This window comes from Nocardioides sp. AN3, from assembly GCF_054653495.1.
The window spans coordinates 112,944-128,591 of the sequence record NZ_BAAIGC010000012.1 but is presented as its reverse complement, the minus strand read 5'-3'; the positions used below and the strand labels follow the sequence as shown (position 1 = coordinate 128,591).

Annotated in this window: 12 protein-coding genes; 7 read left to right on the top strand and 5 right to left on the bottom strand. The window is 69.2% G+C overall.

Annotated elements, in window-relative coordinates; genetic code table 11:
- Positions 1–44 precede the first annotated feature (44 nt).
- From ACYQ1K_RS15120 to ACYQ1K_RS15090, 7 genes are all read left to right on the top strand, one after another.
- Positions 45–1,328 carry an MFS transporter gene (locus ACYQ1K_RS15120; RefSeq protein WP_459983937.1) on the top strand — a complete coding sequence of 428 codons (1,284 nt, stop codon included), beginning with the start codon at positions 45–47 and terminating at the stop codon, positions 1,326–1,328.
- The gene (locus ACYQ1K_RS15115) at positions 1,325–2,608 is read left to right on the top strand and encodes an MFS transporter (RefSeq protein ID WP_459983936.1); all 1,284 of its coding nucleotides are present in this window, start codon (positions 1,325–1,327) and stop codon (positions 2,606–2,608) included. The genes ACYQ1K_RS15120 and ACYQ1K_RS15115 overlap by 4 nt, the downstream gene beginning before the upstream one ends.
- 147 nt (positions 2,609–2,755) lie before the next feature.
- Entirely contained in the window at positions 2,756–4,741 is a 1,986-nt protein-coding gene (locus ACYQ1K_RS15110; RefSeq protein WP_459983935.1) for a dipeptide ABC transporter ATP-binding protein, read from the top strand.
- A 31-nt stretch (positions 4,742–4,772) separates the two neighbouring features.
- Entirely contained in the window at positions 4,773–6,083 is a 1,311-nt protein-coding gene (locus tag ACYQ1K_RS15105) for an NtaA/DmoA family FMN-dependent monooxygenase (protein ID WP_459983934.1), read from the top strand.
- Positions 6,084–6,094: 11 nt separating this feature from the next.
- Positions 6,095–7,408, top strand: coding sequence for an NtaA/DmoA family FMN-dependent monooxygenase (locus ACYQ1K_RS15100; RefSeq protein ID WP_459983933.1), 1,314 nt, complete (start codon positions 6,095–6,097; stop codon positions 7,406–7,408).
- A 28-nt stretch (positions 7,409–7,436) separates the two neighbouring features.
- Positions 7,437–8,318 carry an ABC transporter permease gene (locus ACYQ1K_RS15095; protein ID WP_459983932.1) on the top strand — a complete coding sequence of 294 codons (882 nt, stop codon included), beginning with the start codon at positions 7,437–7,439 and terminating at the stop codon, positions 8,316–8,318.
- 15 nt (positions 8,319–8,333) lie between these two features.
- A complete protein-coding gene (locus ACYQ1K_RS15090) occupies positions 8,334–9,329 on the top strand; it encodes an ABC transporter permease (RefSeq protein WP_459983931.1) in 996 nt (331 codons plus the stop codon).
- A 72-nt stretch (positions 9,330–9,401) separates the two neighbouring features.
- Here ACYQ1K_RS15090 and ACYQ1K_RS15085 read toward each other — a convergent pair whose 3' ends face one another.
- From ACYQ1K_RS15085 to ACYQ1K_RS15065, 5 genes are all read right to left on the bottom strand, one after another.
- Complete coding sequence (locus ACYQ1K_RS15085) at positions 9,402–10,181, bottom strand: GntR family transcriptional regulator (RefSeq protein WP_459983930.1); 780 nt, start codon at positions 10,179–10,181, stop codon at positions 9,402–9,404.
- 132 nt (positions 10,182–10,313) lie between these two features.
- Entirely contained in the window at positions 10,314–11,615 is a 1,302-nt protein-coding gene (locus tag ACYQ1K_RS15080; RefSeq protein ID WP_459983929.1) for an NtaA/DmoA family FMN-dependent monooxygenase, read from the bottom strand.
- A gap of 94 nt (positions 11,616–11,709) precedes the next feature.
- Entirely contained in the window at positions 11,710–12,912 is a 1,203-nt protein-coding gene (locus ACYQ1K_RS15075; protein ID WP_459983928.1) for an MFS transporter, read from the bottom strand.
- A gap of 85 nt (positions 12,913–12,997) precedes the next feature.
- Entirely contained in the window at positions 12,998–14,314 is a 1,317-nt protein-coding gene (locus tag ACYQ1K_RS15070; RefSeq protein WP_459983927.1) for an NtaA/DmoA family FMN-dependent monooxygenase, read from the bottom strand.
- Positions 14,315–14,330: 16 nt separating this feature from the next.
- Complete coding sequence (locus ACYQ1K_RS15065) at positions 14,331–15,644, bottom strand: NtaA/DmoA family FMN-dependent monooxygenase (RefSeq protein WP_459983926.1); 1,314 nt, start codon at positions 15,642–15,644, stop codon at positions 14,331–14,333.
- Positions 15,645–15,648: the final 4 nt, after the last annotated feature.

Genomic DNA, 15,648 nt, shown 5'->3' with positions numbered 1-15,648 from the left:
CTCCACGAACCGGGAGGGGCCACCGGCCTCCCTAGCGTGCTCGCGTGGACTTCGCCGCACTCCCCATCGCAGCACCATCGGTCAGTCCTGCCGACCTCGTGGCGCTCCAGCGGCGCACGCTGCGAGTGCTGGCCGTCGGCCAGGCGACCGGCGCAGCCGGCCTCGGCGCGGCGATGACCGTCAGCGCCTTCGTCGTGGAGGACATCGTCGGTGTTCACACACCGTGGGTCGGGGTGGCGAGCACGGCACTGACGGCCGGCTCCGGCGTCGCAGCCGAGCTGCTCTCGCGGATCATGCGGCGCCGCGGCCGGCGCGTGGGGATGACCTGGGGCTACGCCGCGGCGACACTGGGCTGCCTCGTCGCCTTCGTCGGCGACCAGAGGTCGATGTTGCCCCTCTTCGTGCTCGGCATGTTCCTGTATGGGGCCGGCGCCGGCACGAACCTGCTGGCGCGCTATGCCGCGACCGACCTCGCGGAGCCCGGTGCCGAGAGCCGCGCGATGGGGCGGATCCTGTTCGCCTCCACGTTCGGCTCGGTCTTCGGCCCGCTGCTCGTCGAGCCGGCCGAGCAGCTCGGACTGCACGCCGGCCTCGACCGCTACTCGGGGCCGTGGCTCCTCGGTGCGGTCTGCTTCGCCACGACGGGACTGCTGATCGGCACCCTGCTCCGGCCGGACCCGCTGCGGCTGCGCCCCTCGCACAGGAGCCCGACCCCGCCGCCGACGACCGCTACGACTGCCGCCCGTAGCTCGCTCGGAGCGATCCGCGACTCGGGCGGCGCCTCGCTCGCCCTCCTCGCGATGGTCGTCGTGCACGCGATCATGGTCGGGCTGTTCGCGCTCGCGCCGCTGGAGATGCGCTCCCACGACCACGAGTCCGCGGGGCCCTGGATGGTCTCGCTCCATGTGGCGGCGATGTTCGCCTTCGCGCCGATCGCTGGCCGAGTCGCCGACTGCTTCGGCCCGCTCGTCGGGATCACCGCCGGGACCCTCCTCGTCGCGGTCGCCTGCGTGCTCTCACTGGGAGCGTCGACCAGCGTCGACATGATGTTCGCCGCGATGTTCGCGCTCGGGCTCGGCTGGGCGCTCGCCTACATCGCCGGCTCCACGATGCTCACCGCGTCGGTGGCCCCGTCGTCCCGCGTGTCCGTGCAGGGCACCGCCGACCTCATCACCGCAGTGGGCGCTGGCGTCGCGAGCATCGTCTACGGCTTCGGGCTCGACCTCGCCGGCTTCGGCGCGGTCGCAGTGGTGTCGGTCGTGCTCATCATTCCCGTGCTGGGTGCGATCGTGCGCGGGCGTGGTCTCGGCCGGATCGAGGCGGCGTGACGACGGACGAGGTGCTGACGCACACCGATGCGTCCCTCGACCATGCGGGACTCGCGGCGATCCTCCGGGTGCGAGGCTATCCCGCCCTCTGCGCCAGCTCCTTCCTGTGGCACACCACCCGCTGGGGTGGCCTGTTCACCACGAGCTACCTGCTCACCCACCTCCAGGTCTCTCCGATGGTCAACCAGGTCGCGGGCGCCCTACTGTTCGCGCCCATGCTCATCGGTGGCTTCCTCGCCGGCGTGATCAGCGACCGCTTCGACCGGCGTTCCCTGATCCTCGCCACCCAGATCGCGCTCGTGCCGGTCGAGCTGGTGATGTCGTGGCTGGTGCAGACAGGCGACGTGAGGGTCTGGATGACCTCTCCCTACATGTTCCTGCTCGGCATGGGCGGGCTCGTCAACATGACAGCGCAGCGTCGACTCATCTACGAGACCGTGGGCACGCGGTTCGCCGGACCGGCGATGACGATCGAGGCGACGGCACAGGCCGGGTCGGTCATGGTCGGCACCCTGGCGGGTGGCGCGATCATCGACCACGTCGGCCTCGGGGCGGCCTTCCTGGCGATGGCCCTGCTCCTGTGCGTCTCGCTCGGGCTGCTCACGCTGGTCCCGGCATCGCACCCGGCAGCCGAGGAGCTCGGCGCCCCGACGTCGGTCCGTGAGCAGGTGCGTGCGGGCCGGGCGCTGGTACGCCGCAGCGCGAGGCTGCGCGCGATGCTGATGGTGACCGTCGTCATGAACCTGTGCATGTTCGGATACCTGCCGCTGGTTCCCGTGGTCGCGGAGCGGTTCGCCGTCGGCGCGACGCTCGCCGGACTGCTGGCGGCGGCGCCGGGGTTCGGTCAGATCGTCGGCGGGCTCGCCCTCACCTGGCGACAGCCCGGTCGCTACTTCGCGGTGTTCCTCGGCGGCTCGACGGTCGGGCTCGTCGGCCTGTGGGCCTTCGCGACGGCGCCGATCTTCGCAGTCGCCGCCGTGGCCCTGTTCGTCTCCGGTGTGGGGCAGTCGGGCTTCGGCTCGATGCAAGGCCTCCTGGCGATCGAGTCGGCCGAGGAGTCCGAGCGCGGCGTCGCGCTGGGCGTGCTCAGCACGTGCATCGGTGCACTGCCCATCGGCACGGTGCTGATCGGGGTGCTGGCGGCGCAGGTCGGCACGCGACCGGCGCTGACGACATCCTCGCTCACGGGCCTCGCCGGCGTCGGGGTCGCCGTCCTGCTCTCACGTCGTGCGCTGCGATCGGACCCCGAGGGCGACGGCTGGGTCGACCCCGGCCCGTAACACAGACCGTGTGCGCGCGTCACTCGGCGCAATCGAAAGGGCACGCCGAGGACCCGGCGCCGACACGCCTGCTTGATTCCATGGACGACGTCCGATGCGCGGCAGGGACGCCGTGTGGCGAACGCTGACCCTCCGAAGGGACCCGCTATGACGCTCAGCCAGGAGAGAACCGCCGCCGCCACGATCGACGCGCCGGCGACGCCGCGCGCGCAGATCGAGGACCTCACCGTCACCTTCCAGCGTGGCGGTGTTCCCGTGCACTCCCTGCGCGGCGTCACCCTCGACGTCCAGCCCGGCGAGATCCTCGCCATGGTGGGGGAGTCGGGGTCCGGCAAGAGCGTCACCGGCCTTGCCCTGCTCGGCCTGCTCCACGGCGAGCCGATGCCCGTGATCACCGGTGTGGCGCAGGTGTGCGGCACTGACATGGTCACCGCCTCGCCTGCCGTGCGCCGCGAGGTGCGCAAGCGGCACCTTGGAGCGATCTTCCAGGACCCGATGACCTCGTTGAACCCGACGATGAAGGTGGGTCGTCAGGTCACCGAGGCCGCCGGCTCGCCGGAGGAGGCCCTGCGGATGCTCGAGCTCGTCGGGGTGCCAGACCCGACCCGTCGCATGAAGGCCTTCCCGCACGAGCTGTCGGGCGGACTGCGCCAGCGCGTGATGATCGCGATGGCCGTGGCGGGCAAGCCCGACCTCGTGATCGCCGACGAGCCGACCACGGCCCTCGACGTCACCGTGCAGGCCCAGGTGCTCGCGCTCATCCGCGACATCTGCGACGAGCTCGGCACCTCCTTCATCCTCGTCACCCACGACATGGGCGTGGCGTCGCAGATCTCCGACCGCGTCGCGGTGATGTACGGCGGCCGGGTGGTCGAGGTCGGCCGGATGGCCGATGTCCTGGCGCAGCCGACGCACCCCTACACCGAGGGCCTGCTCAATGCACGTCTCGGTCTGGAGCTTCCTGTCGGGCACCGCATCCCGACCCTGCCGGGCGAGCCACCGGACCCCCGCGCCGAGACCTCGGGCTGTGCCTTCGCGCCGCGCTGTGCCGCCGCCGTCGAGGCCTGTGCCGAGACGCTGCCGTCGATGCTTGCGGCCACGACCCACGACGGCACCGCGGCCTGCCTGGTGCCGCACGCGGTTCAGTCGATCGCACGACTCGAACAGACCCCGGCCTTCGCGCCGATGATCGAGGTCGACACGTCGAAGCCGGCACTCGAGGTGAACAGCGTCGACAAGCAGTTCGACGTCAAGACGGGTCTGGTGAAGCGGTCGAAGCTCCACGCCTTGCGCAACATCGTGCTCGACATCCAGCCCGGGGAGTCGGTCGCCGTCGTCGGCGAGTCCGGGTCCGGCAAGTCGACGCTCCTGCGTGTCGTGTCGGGGCTGATGAGCCCGACCTCCGGCGGCGTCGATCGCTCCGATCGTCGTCCCCAGATGGTCTTCCAGGATGCGGGGGCGTCGCTGACCCCGTGGCTGACGGTCGGCGAGATCGTCGGCGAGCGCCTGCGGCGTACGACGAACCGCGCTGAGCGTGAGGAGCGCGTCGACCTGGTCCTGCGCCAGGTCGGCCTTCCCCCGGACGTCGCCGGTGTGAGGGCCGGGTTGCTCTCAGGGGGCCAGCGGCAGCGGGTGGCGTTCGCGCGGGCGATCATCATCCCACCGTCGCTGCTGCTGTGTGACGAGCCGACCTCGGCGCTGGACGCCTCGCTCGCCGCCTCGGTGCTCAACCTGCTCCAGGACCTGCGACGCGAGCTCGGCATGGCCGTCATGTTCGTGACGCACGACCTGGCCGCGGCCCGCTTCATCTCCGACCGCACGGCGGTGATGTACCTCGGGCAGATCGTGGAGGTCGGGCCGACCGAGGAGATCATCAAGGACCCCAAGCATCCCTACACCAAGGCTCTGCTCTCCGCGGTCCCCGAGCCCGGCACGAAGCCGGTGCGGCTGCAGGGGGAGCCGGCCAGCCCGCTGGCGGTGCCCTCCGGGTGTTCGTTCCACCCGCGCTGCGCGGAGCGGATCGACCGCTGCAGCAGCGAGTCACCGCTCCTGTACTCCATCGACGGAGAGAGCCGCCGTGCCGCCGCATGCCTCATCACGGCCACCTCGACCGAGCAGAGCTTCGCCGTCTAGCTCTGAGCGGACGGCACGGAGAGGAGCTGGGATGACGACGAGGTTCCACCTCGGGTGGTTCATGAACTTCACGCCTCCGGACTGGGAGTCCGAGTGGGCCTCGCCGGACGCGGCCGAGTGGCCGACGGGCCGCTTCCACGTCGAGATGGCGCGCACGATGGAACGGGCCGGGTTCGACTTCATGATGATCGAGGACACCGTCATGACCCCGGACGCCTACGGCGGCACGATGGAGGGGTCGCTCAAGAACGCGGTGTTCTCGCCGAAGCACGACCCGGTGCCGCTCGCGATCCTCGTCGCGGCCAGCACCTCGCGCCTGGGCGTCGTGGCGACAATGTCGACCACCTTCTACCCGCCGTACCTGCTGGCCCGGCTGTGCTCGACCGCCGACTCGATCGCCGGCGGCCGCTTCGGCTGGAACATCGTCTCAAGCGCCGAGGACCGGGCAGCCCAGAACTTCGGGCTGGACGCGCTGCCCGAGCACGACGAGCGCTACAACGTGGCGGAGGAGTACTTCGACGTCGTGAACCAGCTCTGGGACAGCTGGGAGTCCGACGCCGTGCTGATGGACCGGGCCAGCCATACCTACGCCGACTTCGAGAAGGTCCACACCATCGACTTCGACGGGAAGTACTTCACGTCCCGGGGTCCGCTCAACACGATCCCGAGCCCGCAGCACCGGCCCACGTTCCTGCAGGCCGGCGCGAGCCCGAAGGGTCGGCAGTTCGCTGCTGGAGCCGCCGACGCCATCATCGCCGTAGGCGCGACGACCGCCCAGATGAAGGAGTACCGAGACGACGTCCGCGCCCGAGCCGCGGCGGCCGGCCGCAACCCCGACGACATCAAGCTCTTCTTCTGCATCTCACCGACGATCGGGGCCACCGAAGAGGAGGCTCGGGCCGAGGACGAGCGCTACAGCACCGATGAGCGCACGATCGAGAAGGCGCTGGTGGGGATCTCGTCCAACACCGAGATCGACTTCAAGCAGTTCCCGCTCGATGAGCCGCTCCCGCCGGATCTGACGACCAACGGGGAGCGGGGCTCCCTCGAGCACTTCATGCGCGGCGACGGCACCCCGGGCATCAAGACGCTGCGCGAGCTCGGCGTCGAGGCCTCCGGCTTCGGCGTCAAGGTCATCGGTACGGCGCCCCAGGTGGCCGACCAGCTGGAGGCGATCGCCGCCGAGGTCGGTGGTGACGGGTTCCTCATCAGCCTTCGCGGACTCACCCGCAGGTACATCACCGACATCTGCGACAGCCTCGTGCCCGAGCTGCAGCGCCGCGGCCTCACCCGCACCGAGTACACCAAGCCCACCCTGCGCGAGACCCTGCGCGAGTTCTGAGGAGTGCCACGATGACGAACAAGTTCCATCTCGGCTGGTTCATGAACTTCATCCCCCCGGAGTGGGACACCGACCACGCCTCGCCCGATGTCGCGAAGTGGGCCAACGGCGACTTCTACGTCGACATGGCGCGCTCGATGGAGCGGGCCTGCTTCGACCTCATCATGATCGAGGACACGGTCATGGTCGCCGACGCGTACGGCGGCACCATGGAGGGATCGCTCAAGCACTCGATCTTCGCCCCCAAGCACGACCCGGTGCCGCTCGCGGTCAAGATCGCCGCGAACACCTCGAAGCTCGGCGTCGTCGCCACGATGTCGACGAGCTTCTACCCGCCCTACATGCTGGCCCGGGTCGCCTCGACGGTGGACTCGATCGCTGGTGGCCGCTTCGGCTGGAACATCGTCTCCTCGGCCGAGGACCGGGCCGCACAGAACTTCGGGCTGGACCGGCTCTACGAGCACGATGAGCGCTACAACATGGCCGACGAGTACTACGACGTCGTCACCCGGCTGTGGGAGTCCTGGGACGCCGATGCCGTGGTGATGGACCGCGAGACCCACACCTACGCGGACTTCAACAAGGTCCACGTGATCGACTTCGTGGGGAAGTACTTCAAGTCCCGCGGCCCGCTCAACACCGTGCCGAGCCCGCAGCACAAGCCGACCATCCTCCAGGCCGGCGCCTCCCCTCGGGGTCGCGCGTTCGCCGCGAAGGCCGCGGACGCGATCGTGGCGGTCGGCACGGGCATCCAGGGTATGAAGGAGTATCGCGACGACATCCGCCGCCTTGCCGCGGAGGCCGGCCGCGACCCTGACGAGATCAAGCTGCTGTTCTGCATCTCGCCGACGGTCGCCGCGACCGAGGCCGAGGCGCGGGCCGAGGTGGAGCGGCTCACCTCGAGCGACCTCTACGTGACCAAGCAGCTCGTGCAGATCGCGTCGAACACCGAGATCGACTTCTCTCAGTTCCCCCTCGACGAGCCGCTGCCCGAGGACCTCACCACCAACGGCGAGCGCGGCTCGCTCGAGTGGTTCATGCGCGGCGACGGGTCCGGCACCCAGACCCTGCGCGAGCTGACCGTCCACATGGCCACGCAGGGCATCGACATGGTCGGCACCCCCGCGCAGGTGGCCCGGAAGATGGGCGAGGCGATGGAGGAGATCGGCGGTGACGGCTTCCTCATCATGAAGCCAGGCTGGGATCTGAACCGCAAGTACATCACCGACATCTGCGACGGCCTGATCCCCGAGCTGCAGCGCCTCGGCCTGGTGCGCACCGAATACACCAAGCCGACGCTGCGCGAGACCCTGCGCGAGTTCTGAGCGAGAACAACCCACCCCAGGAGAAGTGATGGCAGTCGCAGAACCGTACGTCTCCAAGAACGGGCTCACGGCCCGCGGGCAACGCCTCGGGTCCGGTGTCCGCCACTACTTCCGCGGGACGACGATCCCGAGCTGGATCGCGTTCGGCGCGCTGGCCGCCATGTTCGTGATCGCGACCTTCGCCCACGTGCTCGCACCGCACGACCCGCTCGTGCCCGCCGGGACGCCGATGAGCGCACCGAGCCTCCACTACTGGTTCGGCACTGACACCGTCGGTCGTGATGTGCTCAGCCGGGTGCTGGTCGGCATGTCGACGAGCTGGTGGGGCGCCCTCGCCGTCGTGGTGTCGGGTGTCGTGGTCGGCGGCCTCGTCGGCCTGGTCGCCGGAGCCGTCGGCGGCATCGTCGACGCAGTCCTGATGCGGACGACGGACGTCTTCCTCGCGCTGCCCGGACCCATCCTGGCGATCGCGGTCGTGGCCGCCATGGGACCGTCGTACCTCCACACCCTCATCGGCGTCGCCTTGGTCTGGTGGCCGCTCTACACCCGCATCGTGCGTGCGGAGATCCGCAAGCTGCGCGCCTCCCCGCACATGGAGGCGGCGCGACTCGCCGGGGCCGGGTGGTTCCGGCAGCTCCGTCGCCACCTGCTGCCGGGCGCCGTCCCGGTGACGATCGTGACCGCCAGCCTCGACATCTCGGCGCTCGTGCTGATGCTCTCGAGCCTGTCGTTCCTCGGCCTGGGGGCGCCGCAACCGGCGCCAGAGCTCGGCGCCATGGCGGCGCAGGGCATGACGAACATCTTCAGTGCTTGGTGGATCCCGGTCTTCCCCGCCTTCGCGGTGGCCCTCATCGCGATCGTCAGCAACTTCGCCGGCGACGCGATCCGAGACCGGATCCGGGACCGCTGAGAGAGAGGAACTCCCATGCTGCTCACCTTCGCTCGCCGGCTCCTCGGCGCCATCCCTGTGCTGCTCTCGCTCGTGCTCGTCGTCTTCACCCTGCAGAAGATCGCCCCCGTCGACCCCGTTGCGGCGCTCGTCGGCGACAAGGCTCCCCCCGCCGTGTACGCCGCGGCCCGCCACAAGCTCGGGCTGGACCAGCCACTCCCGGAGCAGTTCGTCCACTACGTCGGCAAGGCGATCACCGGTGACCTCGGTCAGTCGAGCGTCACCCGCACTCCCATCGCGACCGACCTGCGTCACTTCCTGCCGGTCACGCTCGAGCTCGTCCTCATGGCGTTCCTGTTCATCACCATGATCGGGTTCTTCATGGGCCTCGCGACCGCTCAGGGCTGGCGCGGGTCCGGGGTGCTCCGGATCGTCATGATCGCCGGCGCCTCGATCCCACCGTTCCTCGCGTGCCTGATCGGGATGCTGGTGTTCTACCGCTGGCTCAACCTGCTGCCCGTCACCGGCCAGACCTCCGCCTTCGACGCGCCGGCGGGGCCGACGGGCTTCCTGCTCCTCGACAGCTGGATCCACGGCAGACCCGACCTGTTCGTCGACGACCTCAAGCACCTGGTGCTCCCGGCGCTCTGCGTCGCGATCACCCCGGCGGTCTCGGTCGCGCGGGTGCTGCGCAGCAGCCTGGAGAGCACGATGAGGTCGGACTACATGCGCACGGCGCGGGCCAAGGGCCTGGGTGAGCGCCGGGTGCTGATCGGGCACGCGCTGCGCAACGCGCTCGGTCCGGTGCTGGCGCTCATGGGCCTCCAGCTCGCGGCCCTGATCGGCGCCTCGATCATCGTGGAGACCATCTTCGCCCGGCCTGGGATCGGGCTCTACGTCGCACAGGCGATCGACAAGGGCGACTTCAACACGATCGCCGGGGTGACGTTGGTGATCGGGTTCCTCTACGTCGTCGCCAACATCGTGGTCGACATGCTCCAGTCGATCGCGGATCCGCGGGTGGAGGTCTGAGGAGACCATCGCACGAAGCAGCTCGGCCGGCCCGTCGCGACGGGCCGGCCGAGCTGCTTCATGGGCGAGGTGTCAGGCGGGCTTGCGCTGGGCGCAGGCCGAGAACGCGATCCTGTCGCTGCGCAGCCGTGACTGGAACAGCGCCCAGGCCCGGCCGTTCTCGTCCTCGAGGACGTCCTCGAGGAAGATCATCGGCGCTCCCAGCTCGACACCGACGAGCTGGGCCGATTGCACGTCGGCCGCCGTCGCGCTGATCGTCGTCCGGCTGCCCGCGATCTGCACGCCCATGTTCTTCTCCAAGAAGACGATGGGATCCGGCTCGTCGACGATGACGTCGTGGGCGTCGTCCGGGCTCAGCGCGATGTAGCTCGTCGAAAGGCCGAGAGGTGCGCCGTCGGCCTGCGTCATGAGGCTCTCGATCATGAGTACCGACCAGCCCATGGGCAGCTCGAGCCTCTCGCGGACGACCTGAGGACAGCCCAGCGTCTGGTACTCGAGCGTGCGCAGCTGCGTGTGCACCTTCTCGCCGGCCGAGCCGTACTCCTCGACCGGTGCGATGTCGGTCAGCTGCAGGAGGATCTGCGGCTCGGAATGGGTTCCGCGCTTGGGGCTGCGCGTGACCATGCCCTCCTTCGCCAGCTGCTGCAGCACCGCCCGGACGGTGTTGCGGCTGGCCGAGAGCGCGTCGCTGAGCTCGCCCTCGACGAGGTACTGGCTGCCGCGTCCGTGCTGCAGCGTGGAACGCAGAAGGTCGTAGGTCCGGCGCTGGGAGTTGTTGAGGCGGTCAGGCGTCTGCCTGTTCCGCTGGTAGAGCGTCTCGGGCCGCACAGGGCCGGCCGGTGGGGGCCTCATCGCCCGGCTCCGGTGATCCCAGGCTCGACAGGGACGTGGATCTTCACGCACACCTCCATCAGGCTGTCGTTCGTCAGGATGCCCGACCGCTGTTTCGGCCGGAGTCCCGGGATGGGTCGTCCAGGTGACCCGTCAGAACTCGCGCAGGCTCTCGCGCAACATCGTCTGGGTGTAGGAGGTCCGGGCAGCCCCGCGCCTCTGCAGCGCCGGCACCAGTCCGTCGGTGATCTCGGTGACGTAGCGGCGGTTGAGCCTCATCACAGGGCTGGTGATGAGGAACCCGTCGCCGCCGACGGCATCCATCACGTCGATCATCTTCTCCGCCACCTCGTCAGGGGTGCCGGTGAAGTCCATGTTCCCGCCGCCCATGCCGTTGCCGGTGACGAGCTCGCGCAGCGTCTTGTCGCGTCCCCGGGACAGGAACGTCTCGAGCGCACCCCGCTCGCCGTTCGTCGTCACGTCCGGCACGGGCTCGTCGAGGTCGAACTCCGCGAAGTTGATCTCGGTGATCGAGGAGATCTCGGCGAGCTGGTACTCGATGTAGAGCGGGTCGTTGAACCAGCGGTGCTTCTTGGCCTCGGCTTCGTCGTGGGTGTCGGCGACGACCGGGGCGACGATGTAGAGCACCTTGATGTCGTCGGGGTCGCGGCCATTGTTCGCGGCGCGCTCGCGGATGTCCTCACGGTACTGCGTCATCGCCTCGAGACCGTTCGCCGGTGCGACGATGGTGTCGGCGTACTTGCTGGCGAGCTCGCGTCCGGGAGGCGACGCGCCGGCCTGGGCGATCGCCGGCCAGCCCTGCGGGCTGCGCGAGGTGTTCAGCGGCCCACGCGACTTGTAGTACTTGCCTTCGAAGTCGATCGTGTGGACCTTCGTATAGTCCGTCAGCGTGCCGGTCGACTGGTCGCGCACGACGGCGTCGGGCTCCCACGAGTCCCACAGCCTCGTGACGACCTCGATGAACTCCTCGGCCATGTGGTAGCGCTCGTCGTGCTCGTAGAGCCGGTCGAGGCCGAAGTTCTGAGCGGCCCGGTCCTCGGCCGACGTCACGAGGTTCCAGCCGAAGCGGCCGCGCGACATGTGGTCGACGGTGCTGGCGAGACGGGCGAGCATGAAGGGCGGGTAGAAGCTGGTCGACATGGTCGCGCAGACACCCAGCCGCTGGGTCGCCCGCAGCATCGCGACCGCCAGGGGGACGGGGTCGAACTTCGGGTTGACGCCGTGCTTGAGGTCGTACTTCATGGTGCCGTCGTAGGCGGTCGACACCATCAGCTTGTCTTCGAGCAGGATGTAGTCGAAGCAGGCGCGCTCGAGGTCCTGCGCCATCTCGACGTAGAAGTCGCCGCTGAAGTCCTTGGCACCGTCGCCCCAGGTCCCGTTCCACTCGTCGGCGACGTAGTTGAGGAACCATCCCAGGTGGAACTTCGTGACCATCGCGCGCTCCTGTCGTCCCTGCAGACTGCTGCTTGTTCGTCCTGACAGGACATCAGCCGGCGGTTTCCGAGGGTGGTCCTGTGACGTTCCAGGTCTATTGCGCCGACGCCGACACGGTGTTGTGTGGCTCACGCCGCGCGAGGTGGACGACGAGCGCGATGCCACCGCCCAGCACGGTGGCGACGCTCCAGAACATCGCGCTCGCGCCGTACCTCGTCCCGACAGCGGCGCAGCCGGTGGCGCCGAGGGTCATCCCGAGCCCAGCGGAGATGCGGAAGCGGGCGAGGCCTGAGGCCGAGTCGCCGACACGACCGACCACCATGAGGGGGAGACCGAGGGTCTTGCCGGCGAGTGCGGCACCGAAGACCGCGGCGACGACGAGGTAGGAGCCGACGGATGTGTCGAGCGCGAGGGTCATGGCACACCCCAGACCGACGACGAGTGAGCACAGGAGCACGCCGGCGATGCCGAGCCGCGGGACGAGGTGCGCGGTGGTGGAGATCCCGACGACCTCCACGCACGACATCAGCGCGATGGCGATGCCGATCGTGAGCGTGCCGTAGCCGCGTTCGCCCCCGACCAGGGGGAGCGCGCAGAACAGCACGCCGCCGCGCAGGAAGTCGCCGACCATCGCGAGCAGCAAGGCCGCAACGGTTCCGCTGGCGCGCTCGAAGCGGGGCAGACCGATGACCGCGCGGGACCCCTCGGGAGCGGGCAGGGTGGGCAGCGAGCGCCACATCAGCGCCGCGATGCCTGCGGCGAGCGCGCCGGCGAGTGCGAAAGCCACGCGGTAGCCGGCGATGCCGTGCAGCAGGGCCGCGAGCAGCAGGCCGCCGGGCGAGCCGATCGCACCCCCGAGGAGGAACGCCATGTTGTAGCGGGCGACCGCCCGGCGGGTGTCGGACGGGCTCAACCGCGAGCTCGCCTGCAGGCCGGCTCCGATCAGCAGGCCGCTTCCGAAGCCCTGCACCATCCGCACGCACATCATCAGCGGCCACCAGGTCGTGAATGCCATGGCGAGGCAGGCGATCGCGAACAGCGCGGTGCCGCCGGGCAGGCACCGCCGTGCGTCCAGCGCCGGCACGAACCGGGTGCCGAGCACGTCGACGACGATGACACCGAGGGAGGAGGTGAGCATGAACAACGCGATCAGGGTGGTGCCGTAGCCGATGTCCTGGGCGAAGAGCACCTCCAGCGGCGCCGTGAGACTCATCGAGAACCCGGCTGCGGCGACGAGCGGGACGAACGCACGCGCCGTGGCCAGAGAGGGCGTCGTCGGCGCGGCCTGCAGGGTCACGCCGAACAGCACACCCGTGCGAGGTCACGCATCGAGGTCGGTGCGGTTCCCGCGCGATTGCGCCGCTGTAACACAGCCCACCCAGTCAGAACTCGAGCAGGCTCTCGCGCAGCGTGGTGCCGGGGTACGACGTCCGTACGGCTCCGAGATCGCGCAGCGCCGGAACGAGGCCCTCGGTGATCTCGGTGACGTAGCGCCGCGACAGGTGTTGGAGCGGCGTCGTGAGCAGGTAGCCGTCGCCGCCCACCTCCTCCAGCGCCGCGACCATCTCCTCGGCGACGGAGGCCGGCGTGCCGACCAGGTCGAGCGAGTCGCCGACGCCCGAGACGGCGAGCTCGCGCAGCGTCTTGGTCGCGCCGGCGGGGTCACCCTTCTGCATGAACTTCGTGAGCGAGCCCTGCTCGCCGTTGGTGGTGAGGTCCTGCGGCAGTGGCTGGTCCAGGTCGAACTTCGAGAAGTCGATGTCGGTGACGGTCGAGATCATGCCGAGACGGGACACCACGGTGGCGTCGTCCGCGTCGATCGCCGCGAGCTTGGCCTGCGCCTCTTCCACCGTGCTGCCGAGAACGGGGCTGATCAGGAAGAGGACCTTGATCTCGTCGGGGTTCCGTCCGGCCTTCGCGGCCCGTGCCCGGACGTCGTCGCGATACTCCTTCATCCCCGAGATCCCGTCCGCGGCCGCGATGATCGCGTCGGCGTTCTCGGCCGCGAACTGACGACCTGCCGGCGAGCCGCCGGCCTGGAGGTAGGTGACCTTGCCCGACGGGGGTTGGGGAAGATTGAGAGGTCCTCGCACCTTGTAGTGCTTCCCGACGTAGTTGATCTCGTGGACCTTCGTGAAGTCCGCGTAGGTCTGGGTCTTGCGGTCCATGACGATCGCGTCCGCGTCCCACGACTGGTGCAGCTGGGTGACGATCTCGGTGAACTCGCCGGCCATCTCGTAGCGCTGCTCCCGTGGCGGCAGCTTGTCCAGGCCGAGATTCTGGGCAGCCTGGTCCTCGCCGGAGGTGACGATGTTCCAGCCGCCACGGCCCTCGGCGATGTGGTCCAGCGTCGCGATCGCTCTGGCCAGCGTGTACGGCGGATGCGACATGATCGACATCGTCGCGACGATGCCGAGCCTCGTGGTGGCCTTGGCGACGAGGGCGGCCAGCAGGCTCGGGTCCATCTTCGGCGTCTGCAGTGCGTACTTCAGCGTCGTCTCCGCCGTGCCGCCGTACACGTTGGACACCATGAGTGTGTCCTCGAGCATCATGAAGTCGAAGCCGGCGTTCTCGAGCATCCTGGCGACCTCGACGTGGAAGTCGCCGTTGGTCCACGAGGTGCCGATCTGGTCAAACGGGTCGAGCCACTGTGGCGGTGCGAAGTTCAGGAACCAGCCGAGGTGCATCTTCATGGTCATCAGGTCCTCCTGGGGCTCAGAACTCGAAGAGGTTCTCGCGCAGCGTCTTGTGGGTGTATTCGCGACGCACCAGACCGCGACGTTGCAGTGCCGGCACGAGGCCGTCGGTCACGGTCGCCCAGGCGTGGCGCGTCATGTCCTCCATGGAGAACAACAGGCCGTCGCCGCCGACCTCCTGCATCATCTCGTCGAGCTGGGCGGCAACGGTGTCCGGCGATCCGGCGACCACCGGTGCGGTGTCGGCGACCAGCATCTGGCGCAGCGTCCTGGTGCCGGCGCGAGCGACGAACGTGTCCATGACGCTCTGGTGGCCGTTGGTGTGGAGGTGCTCGACCTGGTCGGTCACGGGCCGGTCCAGGTCCAGCCGCGAGAAGTCGACGTTCGTCGTGAACCCCATCATCGCCATCTCCTCGACGGGGTCGACGAGCCGAGCCGCCCGGTCGGCCTCGAGCGCAGCTCGTGCCTCGGCGTCGCTCGCCGCGATGAGGGGCGAGACCAGGAACAGCACCTTGACCGAGTCAGGGTCGCGGCCCTGCGCCGCGGCGTAGGAGCGCACCGAGTCTCGGTACTCCTTCATGCCCGCGACGTCGGGGGCGTAGCCGATGACGGTGTCGGCCCACTTGGCCGCGAACCGGCGGCCGACGGGCGAGGCGCCGGCCTGCACGGTCACCGGACGGTCCTGCGGCGAGCGCGGCACGTTGAGGGGTCCGCGGGTCTTGAAGTACTTGCCGACGAAGTCGACCACCTTCACCTTGGTGTGGTCGGCGTAGACCCCCGCGGCACGGTCCTCGACGATCGCGTCGGCGGCCCAGGAGTCCCAGAGCTGGAACACCGCGTCGCAGAACTCGTCGGCGCGTGTGTAGCGCTCGTCGTGGGGGAACAGCCCGTCTGTGCCGTAGTTCTGGGCTGCGAGGTCGGACGAGCCGGTGACCATGTTCCAGGCGGACCGGCCTGCCGATGCGTGGTCCATCGTCGCGATCAGCCGGGCCAGCATGTAGGGCTGGTACTCACTGGTCGACAAGGTGGTGGCGACGCCGAGGTGAGTGGTGAACTGGGGGAGCAGCGAGCCGAAGACCGACGGGTCGTACTTCGGCACCATGAACGCCTTGGAGAGGTAGGTCTCCATCGAGTTCCCGAACTGGTTCGGGACGAAGGAGGAGTCCTCGAGCAACAGGTAGTCGAAGCACGAGCGCTCCAGCGAGCGCGCGAAGTCGATGTAGAGGTCGGCCGACATCGTGTGGCGCCCACCCGGCCCCGAGAACGGCCCATTCCAGGAGTAGGCCTTGAGCCCGTTGAGGAACCAGGCGAGGTGGAACGGTCGTGCTCCCATCGGT